A 13,783-nucleotide genomic window follows, 5' to 3' on the forward strand; every position below is an offset into this window, starting at 1 on the left:
TTGGCATTGACTATCAAGCACACTGTTGAGTTCTCAAACAACCGACGCACACCGTCAGAGCCGCAATCTTTCCGATCGCTTCCCTGTCCGGGGCAGTGCCTGTAACTTACCAGGCCCTTTCGGACTTTTCCAAATCCTCGTCAGCCTGTCAGCCGGGAGAATTCTTCAACCATCCGAGGTATTTCCGATTCCCATTTACGCCATCCTCAGAAGAATGAATCTCTGACGACTTGCGAAGGTTGGGACGTCTCCTGGTCGATCGCGGCGCTAGCCGCTTGATCAACGTTCGGAGGCAACCTGTGTAACTTACCCTACCACGTTCCCCGGCGCAAGGACCCTCTTCAGGGTCCGTGGTTGGGGAGGCGATCCAGCAAGCCCCCACCCAGTTCCGGAGCGCACAAGGCTACTACGAGATCTGGGTTGGTTTCCACCCCGGGACCGGCCAGTTGCGCTCTCGCGCTTCCTGTCCGTGTCTCCCTGTCGGGCGAACAACCGGAACAGTACACAGCGATCGGCACCCGCGCAAAATCGGCGAGCGATCCGGACCGCGCGGCGCCTGAAACGGCGGATCGGCGGCGGACCCGCTGGGTGTCCGCCGCCGCCGTCGTCACTCCACGGTGACCGACTTGGCCAGGTTCCGCGGCTTGTCGACGTCGTGCCCGAGGGTCAGGGCCGCGTGGTACGCAAGCAGCTGCAACGGCACGGTCAGCAGCAGCGGGTCGAGCTCCCGTTCGCTGCGTGGCACGTCGATCCGTTCCGCCCGCAGCTCCCCCAGGTCCACGCCCGGGTGCGTGACGACCACGAGTGGCCCGCCACGGGCGGAGATCTCGTGCAGGGCTGCGACGTTGCGGTCGGTCAGCTCGTCGTCGGGCACGATGGCGACGGTCGGCACCTCCGGCGAGATGAGGGCGAGCGGCCCGTGCTTGAGCTCCGACATCTGGTACGCCTCGGCGTGCCGGTAGCTGATCTCCTTGAACTTCTGCGCGCCCTCGCGCGCCACCGGGTAGCCCCGGACCCGGCCGACGAAGAACAGGCTCTCGGCGGCGGCGAGCGCCTTGGCCGCCTCAGCGATACGCGCCTCGCCGTCGAGCACCTGCTCGATCTGTGCCGGCAGGTTCTGCAACCCCGCCACGAGCCGGCGTCCGTCGGCGACGGAGAGGTCGCGAACGCGGCCGAGCTGGAGCGCGAGCAGCGCGAAGCCCACGAACATCGTGGTGAGCGCCTTGGTGGAGGCGACGGCGATCTCCGGTCCGGCGTGCAGGTAGATCCCTCCGTCGCAGGCCCGGGCGATCGCGGAGCCGACGACGTTGACCAAGCCGATGACCCTGCCACCCTTGCGGCGGATCTCCTCCACCGCCAGCAGGGTGTCGATGGTCTCGCCCGACTGGCTCACCGCGACGTACAGAGTGTCGGGCTCGATCACCGGGCCGCGGTAGCGGAACTCGCTCGCTGCCTCCGCGTCGGCGGGGACACGCGCGAGCTCCTCGATGAGGGACGCGCCCATCTGCCCCACGTAGTACGCCGATCCGCAGCCCAGGATCTTGACGCGCCGCACGGCGCGCAGCTCCCGGGCGTCCATGTCGAGCCCGCCCAGGTGGGCCGTGGCGAACCGCTCGTCGAGCCGCCCGCGCAACGCGCGCTCCACGCTGGCCGGCTGCTCGAGCATCTCCGTGTACATGCGCGGGCGACCGTCGATCTGTCCGTGCTCGTAGGCGCTGGGGTCGACGTCGACCTCGCGTGCCGTGGTCTGCGTCCGCGTCAGGTCGCGGCGGAACGTGGTGAAGCCCGACGCCGTCACGGTCGCCAGCTCGCCGTCGGTCAGGTGCGCCACCGTGGTGGTGTGGCGCACCAGCGCCGCGAGGTCGGAGGCGATGAACATCTCCTTGTCCCCCACCCCGACCAGCAGCGGGCTGCCGTTGCGGGCCACCACCACGCGGTCCGGGAAGTCGGCGTGCACGACGGCGAGCCCGTACGTGCCCTCGACGGCGTCCAGCGCGTCCACGACCTTGCCCTCGAGCGTGTCGGCGTCCGAGCGGGCGATGAGGTGGGCGAACACCTCGGTGTCGGTGTCGCTCACGAGTGCCATGCCCTCGCCGGTGAGCCGTGCGCGCAGTGCCGCGGCGTTGTCGATGATGCCGTTGTGCACCACAGCCACCGTGCCGCTCGCGTCCGTGTGCGGGTGGGCATTGGCGTCCGTCGCGGGGCCGTGGGTCGCCCAGCGCGTATGGCCGATGCCTACCCGCCCGGGCATCCGCTTGGGCAGCACCTCGGCGAGGTCACGCACCCGACCCGCGCGTTTGGTCACCCGGAGCTGCGAGCCGACGACGGCGACGCCCGCCGAGTCGTACCCCCGGTGCTCCAGCCGGCCGAGCGCCTCCACGAGCAGCGGGGCCGCGTTCTGGCCCCCTACGTAACCGACGATTCCGCACATGTCTGTTCTCCTTCAGCCGTAGATCTTCAGCCGTAGATCATCCGGCGCAGCTGCCGCTCGCTGAGCCGGGGCGCCGCGACGACCCGGTGCTCCAGCTCGGCGGCGATGCGCGCGAAGATCTCGGGGTTCTTGGCCCCATGGGTCTTGAGCTCGGCGTGCCGCCGTCGGACGATCTCCTCGACCGGGGTGGCGTAGTACGCCACGACGTCGCCGATCACCCGTGCCGCCTCGGCGGGCGTGAGTCCTGTGGACGCCGCCACGTGGGCGACGAGGTCGGAAGACGTCCTCATGCCGTGAGACTGGCCCATGCGGATCCAGATCAGCAACTTCTTGCCCGATATCGGGCAAGAACCAGCACCAGCAGTGTGCGGACATGCGGAACGGCGGCCGCCCGCTTGTCAGCAGGCGACCGCCGTCGTGCGTACTGGCCGGTCAGGCGGCCGTACCGCGTGGCATCACTCCGACGCGGCGACCGCCAGCGTCCTCTTCCCGCGCCGCAGGACGGCGAACCTGCCGTGCAGCAGGTCCTCGGACGTCAGAGCCTGGTCCTCGGCGGTGACCTTGACGTTGTTCACGTAGGCGCCACCCTCCTTGACCGCGCGGCGTGCTTCGCCCTTGGAGGCGACGATCCCCGAACCCGCCAGCAGGTCCACGACGAGGTCACCTGCCTTGGCCGTCACGCTCGGGAGCTCCGACACCGCTCCGGCGAGCGTGCGGGCGTCGAGGTCGTCCAGCGAACCGCGGCCGAACAGCGCCTGGCTCGCCGCGATGACCGCCTCGGTCGCGGCCGCGCCGTGCACCAGCGTGGTGACGTCGCCCGCGAGCGCCTTCTGGGCCTCGCGGGCGAAGGGCCGCTCGGCCACCTCGCGCTCCAGCTCCGCGATCTCCTCCCGGCTGCGGAAGGTGAACACCTTGAGGTAGTTCACGACGTCGGCATCCGCCTGGTTGAGCCAGAACTGGTAGAAGGCGTAGGGGCTCGTCATGTCCGGGTCGAGCCAGACCGCGCCGCCCTCGGTCTTGCCGAACTTGGTGCCGTCAGCCTTCGTGATGAGCGGCGTGGTGAGCGCGTGGGCGCTCACCCCCTCGGCCTTGCGGACCAGCTCGACGCCGGCGAGCAGGTTGCCCCACTGGTCGTTGCCGCCCGTCTGCAAGGTCACCCCGCGCCGTCGGTACAGCTCGAGGAAGTCCATCCCCTGCAGCACCTGGTAGCTGAACTCGGTGAAGCTGATGCCCTCGTCCGAGCTCAGCCGCCGCGCGACCGTGTCCTTGGCGAGCATGGTGCTCATCCGGAAGTGCTTGCCGATGTCGCGCAGGAACGCGATCGCGGACAGCCCTGACGTCCAGTCCAGGTTGTTCACCATCGTGGCGGCGTTCGGTCCGTCCCAGATGAGCAGTGGCTCGATCTGGCCGCGGATGCGCTCCACCCAGCCCGCGACGACCTCCGGGTCGTTGAGGGTGCGCTCGCCGGCCATCTTGGGGTCGCCGATGAGCCCGGTCGCGCCGCCGACCAGCGCGGTGGGCCGGTGCCCGGCGTCCTGCAGCCGGCGTGCGGTCAGGATCTGGACCAGGTTGCCGATGTGCAGGGACGGCGCGGTGGGGTCGAAGCCCACGTAATAGTCGACGGTGCCCTCCGACAGCGCAGAACGCAGCGCGGCCTCGTCGGTGGACTGCGCCACCAGGCCTCGCCATTGCAGCTCGTCGAGGATGTCGGTCACCGTGGTTGCTCCTTCTTCGTGGGTCGGGGGCCCGTCCTGGGCCCACCGTCATAGTCTGCCCGACGGCGGGAGCGACCCGGCTCCGATGAGTTCTGGCGCGCCGCGTCGTCGGACGTTCCATGGAAACGAAAAAGCCTCAGCGTTCAGCCGCCTGGTCGGGCAGGCTGGAACCATGACCGACAACGACATGCCCGGCTGGAAGCGGAACGTAGCGCTGTTCCTGACCGGACAGACGATCTCCCTGCTCGGGTCCATGCTGGTCATGTTCGCCGTCATGTGGCACCTGACCATCGAGACCCAGTCCGGGGCCGTGCTCATGATGAGCATCGTCTTCGGCATGCTGCCGCAGGCGGTCATGTCGATCTTCGGCGGGGTATGGGCCGACCGGCACTCCCGCAAGCTCCTGATCATGGGCGCCGACACCACCATCGCCGTGGTCACGCTCGGTCTTGCCCTGCTGATGGTCAGCGGCGTCGACGACCTGTGGGTCATCTACGTGGCGCTGGCCGTCCGATCGACCTTCGCGGGCATCCAGACCCCCGCGGTGAGCGCGATGATCCCGCAGATCGCGCCGGCCGATCAGCTGATGCGCGTCAACGGCATCTTCCAGTCGATCCAGTCGGGGATGATGCTGCTCGCTCCCGCCCTTGCGGCCGTGGTCTATGCGTCCTTCGACATCGTCACCGTGTTCTTCGTGGACGCGGCGACCGCGCTCATCGGCGTCGGGATGCTCGCGCTGGTCACCGTGCCCCGTCTGGTGCGGGCCGACGCCGAGAACGGGCCGGTCAGCTACTTCGGCGACCTCGTCGCGGGTGTGCGGTACATCGGCTCGAACGGCCCCGTGAAGTGGCTGGTCTCGCTGTTCGCCCTGGTGATGTTCCTGGTCGGCGCGCCGAGCTACCTCACGCCACTGATGGTCACCCGCACGTTCGGCGACGAGGTGTGGAAGCTGACCGCCAACGAGCTGTTCTGGGGCGGCGGCATGCTGCTGGGCGGCATCATCATGGCCACCGTGGGCCCGCGGATCAAGCGCCGGGTGCGGCTCATGGTGGGCTCAGTGGTGACCACCGGCGTACTCGTCGCAGGCCTCGGCTTCTCCACGAACATGTGGGTGTTCTTCGGGTTCGGCCTGCTGATCGGCATCACGTTCGCGACCCTCAACACGCCGGCGTTCACGATCCTCCAGGAACGTGTGGAGCCCGAGATGCAGGGGCGGGTCTTCGGCTTCGTCGGGATCGTGATGACCGTCGCGATGCCGCTGTCCATGGTCGTGTTCGGCCCGCTGGCCGACCAGTACTCCGTCGAGTCGCTCCTGATCCTTGCCGGCGCCCTGCTGGTCGCCGTGCTGGGCGGGATCCTCGCGGTACCGGCCGCTCGGCGCTCCCTGGCGCAGGTCGACGTGGCCCCCGAGTCCGTGGACGACGACGCGGCCGGCGATGCTGCCGGCGAGCCGGTCGACGCAGCCGGAGCACCGCAGGCGGCTGACCGCCGGTAGCTCGAGGAGCTCCCTGGAGCGGAGGCCGGTCCCCGATGGTTCGGGGGCCGGCCTTCGTCGTTCCGTCCGGTCTGTGCTCCTGTGCCGCAGGACACAACCGGCCGGCCCTGCTCGCGTGCCAGGATTGACGCGTCCCACTGATGGCAGCCGAGCGTTCGGAAGGTTCCTGTGAGCACCCCCAAGATCTATGCCCTGCACGAGAACCCCGAGTGGTTCCCGCCGTTCGCGGAGGCCTTCGCCGCCGAGGGGGTCGAGTACGTCGAGTGGGTGCTGACGGACGGCGTGATCGACCTCTCCGATGCACCGCCCGAGGGCGTCTTCTGGTCCCGCATCTCGGCGAGCAGCCACACGCGCGACCACGGGCTCACCAAGGACTACTCGCGTGCGGTGCTGTCCTGGCTGGAGGCCTCCGGGCGGCGCACCGTCAACGGCCGCCGCGTGCTGGAGCTCGAGGTCAGCAAGGTGGACCAGCTCACAGCGCTGCGCGCCGCCGGGATCGACACGCCCCGCACCGTGGCCGCCGTCGGGCGTGAGCAGGTGCTGAAGGCTGCGCAGGGGTTCCCCACCCCGTTCGTCACGAAGCACAACCAGGGCGGCAAGGGTCTCGGCGTGCGCAAGTTCGAGTCGTTCGACGACCTCGCCGACTACGTGGGCTCCGACGAGTACGAGGAGCCCGTCGACGGCATCACGCTGATCCAGGAGTACGTGGTCGCGGCCGACGGCGGCATCACCCGCGTCGAGATCGTCGGCGGCGAGATGGTCTACGCCGTGCGCGGCGACACGGAGCGCGGCGGGTTCCAGCTCTGCCCCGCCGACGCGTGCGCGATCGACCCGGAGACGGGCCGGCCGATCCCGCCTGTGGGCGCCACCATCTCCATGGCGCCCGACGAGGACTGGGGCCTGTTCTCCGAGCGCGAGGGTTACGACGACCCGGTGGTCGCCAAGTATCTCGAGTTCACGCGGCGGCACGGGATCGAGGTGGCGGGGATCGAGAACATCCGGACCGCCGACGGCCGCGTGCTGACGTACGACGTGAACACCAACACGAACTACAACAGCGACGTCGAGCGAAGCACCGCGAGGTCGGGGCCGCGCGAGATCGTGCGGCACCTGGCCCGGGTGCTGAAGGAGACGTACCCCGAGGCTCGCTGAGCGCTCGGTCAGGCCTTGCGGTAGAGCGAGACGGTCGGCTCGGCGTCCAGCCAGAAGCGCCAGGGGAAGAGGTCGGCGCGGCCGCCGTCGCCGCTCACGCCTACGCGCGGGCCGGTGCGGATGACGGCTGGGGTCTCGGCCAGCGGGCGGGTGAGCACCACGTCGCCCCCGGGATCGGTGACGACGGTGCCGTCGGCGGACCGGTCGAGGCCCAGGGCGACCGCCAGGCGGGCCGGGCCGCGCGCGAGGTCGCGGTCCGTCCGGACCACGCCGGAGGCGAGACGGCGGGAGCGGGCCAGGTCCGCGCCGTCGACCACCTCTCCCGCCCGGACCAGCACCGCCGAGGCCTCCCCCTCCGGCCCGCACACCACGTTGACGCAGTGGTGCAGGCCGAGGTGGCGGTACACGTACAGCCGCCCGGGCTCGCCGAACATCGTCGCGTTCCGCCGGTTGAGGCCGCGATAGGCGTGCGAGCCGGGGTCGGTGGCGCCGTCGTACGCCTCCACCTCGGTGAGGCGGAGAGAGACGACGCCGTCGGGCGTGCGCGTCGTGAGCGTGGCCCCCAGCAGGTCCCGGGCGACGTCGAGAACTGGTCGCAGGTACCAGTCCCTGCCCGGGACGCTGCTGAGGATGACCTCGGGAGACTTCATGCCCCGATCATGCATGGACCTTCTATGCGAACGCGAAGACGGGCGGGAAGACCACGACCACGATCAGCGCCCACACGGCGTACGCCGGGAGGTATCGCGTCTGCCAGCGCTCGATCGGGGCGAACGGCCGCGCGCCCCGGAGGAACCCGACGGTCAGCCAGGCCGACCAGGCCAGGTGCACCAGCAGCACCAGGTTGAGGCCAAGGGCCGCCACCTTGTTGGCGCTGAACCCGAACTCGGCGATGCGGGTCAGCATCGCGCTCAGGGTCACCGCGTCGACCGCGAGCGCCGCGACCACCAGCACGAGCTGGAGGACGTCGAACAGGCCGGGCGGCGCGAGCGAGTCGCGGGCGGAGATCGAGTAGAGCAGCAGGCACAGGACCAGCACGAGCACGGCGTCCATGAGGATGAGCAGCTCGCGGTCGACGTCGAGCAGGCCGCCGGTGGTCGCGAAGACGCCGAGGAAGACGAACAGCATCACGATGGTCAGCGGTGTGAAGACGCGGGTGAGGACCGGCGCGATGTTCTCGACGACGTTCTGCTTGGCCTCGACCAGCCAGGCCGCGACGATGAGCGCGCCGGGCACGCAGAACGGCAGGATCCAGGACTCGAGGACGGGTTCGAAGTCGACGCCGACCAGGCCAAGGGTGCCGAGGGTGAGCCCGATGAGCACTCCCCCGCCGAGCGCGATCAGGACGAAGTAGATGGCGAGCTCGCCGGTGAAGCGGACGTAGTCCATGCGGCGGGCGTCGGACCGCCATCTGCCGCCCGCGTACGCGACGGCGACCAGCGCCCACAGGGCGACTATCGAGTGGCTCGCCGCGAGGAACAGGGTCGAGCCGTCCGGCTCGAACGGGTAGACGTTCAGCACCACCGCGAGCACGGCGAACGGGACCAGGAGCGCTGCGCCGACCCGCCAGGTGAGCTTGCGCTTCCAGGCGAAGTAGCCCGCGAGGAACGGGAGCACCAGCAGCCCGATGTTGCGCACGACGACCATCTCGTCGGCGAACAGCTCGACGCCCAGCTTGACCGCGGCTCCCGCGCCGAGGGCGAGCGCCAGGACCACGCCGAGCTCGCGCCAGGACCGCGCACCGCCATCGGACGGTTCGGGGACGAGCACGAGCTGCTTCCACAGCCGGTCGGAGTGCTCACGGGCGAACTCGCGGGAGACCTCGTCGAGGTTGCCCATGCGCTTGACGGAGACCAGGAAGGCCTCGTCGTCGTCGAGCCCGGTACCGGTCAGGTCGGTCACCTGCTCGCGCAGGTGGTCCTCCATCTCCTCGACGTCGTTCGCCGAGATGGCCCGACGGCGCTGGACGTAGCCGCGCCACTGGTCGATCTGTGCTTCGAGCTCGGGGTTGGTGCTCATCATGCCCACCCTTCTACGACGACGGGAGGTCGCTGGACGTCCTGCCATACCTGCTTCAGGGCGTCGGCCACCACTGACCACTGCTGCTGCCGGTCGGCGAGCGTCTCGCGGCCGGCCGGCGTGATCGCGTAGTGCTTGCGGCGGCGTCCTGCCTCCGAGGTGCCCCAGCTCGCCTCCACGTACCCGAGCCGCTCCAGCCGGTGCAGCAAGGGGTACAGCATCCCGTCGGTCCACTGCATGCGCCCGCCGGAGAGCTCGTTGACGCGCTTGACGATCGCGTAGCCGTAGGACTCGCCGTCGGCCAGGATGCCGAGGACGAGCGGTGTGGCCGAGGCGGCCACCAGATCCTTGTCGATGTGCATAGCACTCCTATGCCTAGGTCTTCTAGGGTTGGAACCCTAGCAGATCTAGGCCTAGCGGATCTAGGTATGGATGGCAGAGCGTCCGACTCCGCCGATCGGGCTACCGCAGCTCGATGCTCGTGATCGTCACCGGCTGCTCCGGTTGCCCGTTGCCCTTGCTCCCCTGCTGGGCGACCGCTTCCAGGATCTCCCTACCCGAGATGACCTTGCCGAACAGGGTCTGCCCCTGGGGGCTGGGTATCTTCGAGTCGGCGTACACGAGGGAGAACTGGGCGTTCGAGTACCCGTCGCCGTTGAATGCCATGACGAGGCTGCCTGCCGGGTACACGGCGTCGACCGGGACGTTCTCCGGCGGCCCGAACACGAAGCCCGGGTTTCCCTCACCGCTGAAGGCGGGATCCCCGCACTTCAGGCGGTAGGGGTCGGCGGTCTTGAGCTCGTGACATCCGGTGCCGTCGTAGTAGCCACCTCGGGCGAGCTCCACGAAGACCGCGACGGCGGCCGGCGCGGAGACCCCGTCGAGCTCGACCTCGATGTCGCCCACGCAGGTCTTCAGCGTGGCGTGCCACTTCCGGAACTCGGAGGCCGACTCGTCGTCGGGGAGCGAGTAGGTCGCCCGGGACTCCTGCACCGGGTCAGGACAGTCAGCCGCGGTGAACTGACCCTCGTTCGCGGACGTGCTGTCGGCGGACCCGGAAAGGTCGGCTTCCGCATCGGCGTCGGCGTCGGTCTCGGCGGCCCTGTCCGCGTCGGCGTCGGTGACACCGGGGCTCGTACCGCCGCCCGCCCCGACCAGAGGGCCGTCATCCGCCGGGAGCAGCGACCGCATCAGGAAGAACCCGCCGACGGCGAGCACCAGGACGCCCGCGGCGGCCACGGCTGACCAGATCCATCTGCGGCGGCTCCAGCCCGGCTCCGTCACCGGTGCGGGCGACTGCGCATCGGCCCGACGCAGCTCGGTCGCGTCCGCCGCACCCCGGAAGTGGGTCTCCGCGACGGCCATCGGGATGTCCGACGCCGGTGACGGCTCTGCCTGTTCTTCTGGCAGCGGGGCCGCCGACCGTGCCGGAACCGGCTCCGGCGCCGCGGAACGTGCCTGCCCGGTCGTCGGCTGCGCGGGCTGCACGACCGGCAGCGGTCCCGTCGTGCCCGTCCCGTTGCGCTCCGCGATCATCGTGGCGATCCCAGCGGTGAGCCACGGGCGGTTCGACGCCGCTCCGGCCATCACCGTGGCCGCGTCGCCCGAGCCGGCGAGCCAGTCCAGCACCTCGGGCACCGGGGGCCTGGCCGCCGGGTCCTTGGCGAGGCAGGCCAGCACCATGGGCCTCAGCTCGTCGGGGACCCCGGTCATGTCCGGCTCGCCGTGCACCACCCGGTAGACCATGGTCTCCAGCCGGCCGGTGCCGAACGGGTTGTGGCCCGAGACGGCGAAGGTCAGGACACCACCGAACGCGAACACGTCTCCGGCCGCCTCGACAGGATGCCCGAGCGCCTGCTCCGGCGGCATGTACGCGGGCGTCCCCATCAGGGCGTCAGCACTGGTGAACGACGTCACGTCGAGCGCCCGGGTGATACCGAAGTCGATGACGCGCGGGCCGTCGGCCGCGATGATGATGTTGGCGGGCTTCAGGTCGCGATGCACCAGCCCGGCGGCGTGGATCGCCTGGAGCCCTTCGGCCAGCCCGGCGCCGATCGCCAGGACGGCTTCGACGGGCAGCGGGCCGTGCGCGTCCACGGCGGCCTGGAGCGACGGTCCGTGGATGTAGTTGGTGGCCATCCAGGGCCGGTCGGAATCGGTGTCGGCGTCGACCACCTCGGCGGCGTAGAAACCGCCCACCCGTCGCGCGGCGGCGACCTCCCGCTCGAAGCGCTGCCGAAAGTGCGGGTCGGCCGCGAGATCGCCCCGGATCACCTTGAGCGCGACCTCGCGACCACCGCGGGACCGGCCCAGGTATACGGCTCCCATCCCGCCACGTCCCAGACGGCCGAGCAGTCGATAGGGACCGATCTCACGAGGGTCGGCGGCCGCGTCCAGCGGTTCCAGGAATGTCACTGGTCAAACCTACCGAAGCAGGCCGGGCGCGTTCGCCGGTCCGACCGTCAAGAGCGCACCCCTGGGTACTGCTTGTCGTCAGTCGGCGGCCCGGATCTCGATCCGCTCGATCGTGACGGGGACCTCGGGGGGACCCTCGGCGGCGTCGCCCCTGACCCCTTCCGCCCCGACCGCCCTGAGCAGGTCGAGGCCGCTCGTGATCCGGCCGAAGACGGTGTACCCGCCGGCGGAGTCCGGCGGTACGTGCGAGTCGGCGAACACCAGGTAGAACTGCGAGCCCATCGAGTCGGGGTCGCCCGTGGACCGCGCCATCGCGAGGGTCCCGGCGGGGTAGACACCGTCCTCCGGAGCGTTCTCCAGCGGGCCGAACCCGTACCCCGGGCCGCCGGTGCCGGTGAACGTCGGGTCGCCGCACTGCAGCCCCGAGACCTCACCCGTGTACAGCCGGTGGCAGCCGGTGCCGTCGAAATACCCGCCGTCGGCGAGCGTGAGGAACGAGGCGACGGCGTGCGGTGCCGTGGCGCCGTCGAGCTCCAGGCCGATCTCCCCGACGCACGTGTCGAGCACCACCTCCCAGGTGCGACCCTGGGCGGCGGCGGCGTCCGGCAGGCTGTACGTCGCCCGCTCCTCGGTGGAGGCCGACGGGCAGTCGGCCGCGGCCGCGACGACGTCGACCGGCTCGTCGCCACGGCCGTTCAGGAGCAGGGCGACCAGGACGGCGCCGGCCGCGACCACGACGGCTCCGCCGACCACGGCGGCCCAGAATCCGCGCCCACGGCGGGGCTTGCTACCAGTCTGCCCGACGGCGGGCGGCGCCGCGGCCGGCGCCTCTGGCGACGCCGGTGTGCGCAGCTGCGTCGCCGCCACGTTGGTGGGGTCGAGGTCATCGCGAGCGGGTGCGCCCACCGGGCCCACCAGCGGCACCGAGGACGCAGGGCCGGCCGGGGACGCAGGACCCACCGGGGCTGCCGGGGCTGCCGGGCCCGCCGTCACGATCCCGTCACGATCCGCGATCATCTCCGCGACCGCTGCGGTGAGCCACGGCCGGCCCGACGTGTCGCCGTCGGCCAGGCCCTCCAGGACCTCGTCGACACCCGGCCGGGCGGCCGGGTCCTTGGCGAGGCAGGCGGCCACGAGGCCGCGCAGCTCCGGCGGCACGGCGGCCAGGTCGGGCTCGGCGTGCACCAGCCGGTAGACCATCGCCTCCATCCTGCCGTTGCCGAACGGGCTGCGGCCCGTCGCGGCGAAGGCGAGCACGCCGCCCAGGGAGAACACGTCGCCCGCGGTGGTGACCTCGTCCCCGAGCGCCTGCTCGGGCGGCATGTACGCGGGTGTCCCCAGGAACGCCCGGGACGTGGTGACGGACGCCGAGTCCAGGGCGCGGGTGATGCCGAAGTCGATGACGCGCGGGCCGTCGGCGGCGACCACGATGTTGGCCGGCTTCAGGTCCCGGTGCACGAGACCGGCGGCGTGGATCGTCGCGAGGCCCTCCGCCAGACCGGCGCCGATCGCCCGCACGGCCTCGACGGTGAACGGCCCCTGGGTGTCCACCGCGGCCTGGAGCGTCGGTCCGGGGATGTAGCTCGTCGCCATCCACGGCCGGTCGGCGCCGGTATCGGCGTCCACCACCGCCGCCGTGTAGAAACCGCCCACTCGGCGTGCCGCGGCGACCTCACGCACGAACCGCCGCCGGAACTGGTCGTCGGCGGACAGCTCCGGGCTCACCACCTTGACCGCGACCTCGCGCCCTCCGCGCGACCGCCCCAGGTAGACGGCGCCCATCCCCCCGCGTCCCAGACGACCGAGCAGACGGTAGGGGCCCACGGAGGCAGGGTCGTTCGTGCCGAGCGGTTCGAGGAACACACGCCTGCCTTCGTTGGACGACACCCACCTGCGCGGGCAGTCTTCCAGTGCCCTCGACGGGCTGTAAACCATTCGGTCGACCTGGACGGCGCACGCTGTGCGGGTCAGACGGGCCGGCCGAACCCGTCCAGCCGCACGTCAGCGCGCTCTCGCGTCCCCTCGCGTGCGTAGTGGTCCGCCTCCTGCGTCATCCAGCGCAGCCAGTGCTCACGCGCGTCGTCGCCGTCGCGCTCGAGACCGCGGCGCAGCCGCTCGACGTCGTCCGCCTCCACCCAGATGCGGAACGCACCCAGCGCGTCCACCTGGCGCGCCGCCGCGCCGCAGCCCTCCACCACGAGATGGGTGGTCCGCGGGACGTCGTGCCACTCGGCCCAGTCGTCCTCCACCCAGTCGTACCGCCGGTAGCGGACGGGCTCCCCCGCCGCCAACGGGTCGAGGACCCAGCGGCGCAGGTTGGCGGCGCCCGCGTCCGGACCACCGGCCCAGCCCTCGTAGAGGTCGTCCATGTGGACCACCGGGGCCTCGAACGCGTCGGCCAGCTGGGCGGCCAGCGTCGTCTTGCCGGAGCCGGCCGGCCCGTCGACGCACACGAGACGCGCGTCGGCAGCACGAATCCGGCTCAGCAGCTCTCCGAGCACGGCAGGCGAGACGGTCACGCGGAATCATTCCCTTCCATCGCGAGGTAGAGCGTCT

General features: G+C 70.8%; 11 protein-coding genes. 2 read left to right on the top strand and 9 right to left on the bottom strand.

What is annotated here, in order from left to right; genetic code table 11:
- Positions 1 to 607 precede the first annotated feature (607 nt).
- The 3 genes from glmS to tyrS all read right to left on the bottom strand — a co-directional run bounded on the left by glmS (position 608) and on the right by tyrS (position 4,146).
- On the bottom strand, positions 608 to 2,431 hold the full coding sequence (gene glmS / locus AB0I32_RS20675) for a glutamine--fructose-6-phosphate transaminase (isomerizing) (protein ID WP_357509428.1): 1,824 nt from the start codon (positions 2,429 to 2,431) through the stop codon (positions 608 to 610).
- Between the two features lie 26 nt (positions 2,432 to 2,457).
- Positions 2,458 to 2,721 (bottom strand): hypothetical protein, encoded by a 264-nt coding sequence (locus AB0I32_RS20680; RefSeq protein WP_116674681.1) that lies wholly within the window; start codon positions 2,719 to 2,721, stop codon positions 2,458 to 2,460.
- Positions 2,722 to 2,886: 165 nt separating this feature from the next.
- Positions 2,887 to 4,146: a tyrosine--tRNA ligase gene (tyrS, locus tag AB0I32_RS20685; protein ID WP_357509430.1), complete on the bottom strand. Its 1,260-nt coding sequence runs from the start codon at positions 4,144 to 4,146 to the stop codon at positions 2,887 to 2,889.
- A 172-nt stretch (positions 4,147 to 4,318) separates the two neighbouring features.
- On the opposite strand from tyrS, the gene AB0I32_RS20690 reads away from it, so the two are divergent.
- Positions 4,319 to 5,641, top strand: a complete 1,323-nt coding sequence (locus AB0I32_RS20690) for an MFS transporter (protein WP_357509432.1) — start codon at positions 4,319 to 4,321, stop codon at positions 5,639 to 5,641.
- Positions 5,642 to 5,809: 168 nt separating this feature from the next.
- Positions 5,810 to 6,793, top strand: coding sequence for an alpha-L-glutamate ligase (locus AB0I32_RS20695; protein ID WP_357509435.1), 984 nt, complete (start codon positions 5,810 to 5,812; stop codon positions 6,791 to 6,793).
- An 8-nt stretch (positions 6,794 to 6,801) separates the two neighbouring features.
- Here the strand turns inward: AB0I32_RS20695 and AB0I32_RS20700 are convergent, their stop codons facing one another.
- The 6 genes from AB0I32_RS20700 to AB0I32_RS20725 form a co-directional block, all read right to left on the bottom strand.
- Positions 6,802 to 7,443: a DNA-3-methyladenine glycosylase gene (locus AB0I32_RS20700; RefSeq protein ID WP_357509437.1), complete on the bottom strand. Its 642-nt coding sequence runs from the start codon at positions 7,441 to 7,443 to the stop codon at positions 6,802 to 6,804.
- A gap of 22 nt (positions 7,444 to 7,465) precedes the next feature.
- Positions 7,466 to 8,815, bottom strand: a complete 1,350-nt coding sequence (locus AB0I32_RS20705) for a permease prefix domain 1-containing protein (protein ID WP_357509439.1) — start codon at positions 8,813 to 8,815, stop codon at positions 7,466 to 7,468.
- Positions 8,812 to 9,174 (bottom strand): helix-turn-helix transcriptional regulator, encoded by a 363-nt coding sequence (locus AB0I32_RS20710; protein ID WP_116674676.1) that lies wholly within the window; start codon positions 9,172 to 9,174, stop codon positions 8,812 to 8,814. Before AB0I32_RS20710 ends, AB0I32_RS20705 begins: the two co-directional genes overlap by 4 nt.
- A gap of 100 nt (positions 9,175 to 9,274) precedes the next feature.
- A complete protein-coding gene (locus AB0I32_RS20715) occupies positions 9,275 to 11,227 on the bottom strand; it encodes a protein kinase (RefSeq protein ID WP_357509441.1) in 1,953 nt (650 codons plus the stop codon).
- Between the two features lie 78 nt (positions 11,228 to 11,305).
- Positions 11,306 to 13,090, bottom strand: coding sequence for a protein kinase (locus AB0I32_RS20720; RefSeq protein ID WP_357509443.1), 1,785 nt, complete (start codon positions 13,088 to 13,090; stop codon positions 11,306 to 11,308).
- Between the two features lie 104 nt (positions 13,091 to 13,194).
- Positions 13,195 to 13,746, bottom strand: a complete 552-nt coding sequence (locus AB0I32_RS20725; protein WP_357509445.1) for an AAA family ATPase — start codon at positions 13,744 to 13,746, stop codon at positions 13,195 to 13,197.
- Positions 13,747 to 13,783: the final 37 nt, after the last annotated feature.

The sequence above is a fragment of the Promicromonospora sp. NPDC050249 genome (assembly GCF_040656015.1).
Classification (GTDB): domain Bacteria; phylum Actinomycetota; class Actinomycetes; order Actinomycetales; family Cellulomonadaceae; genus Promicromonospora.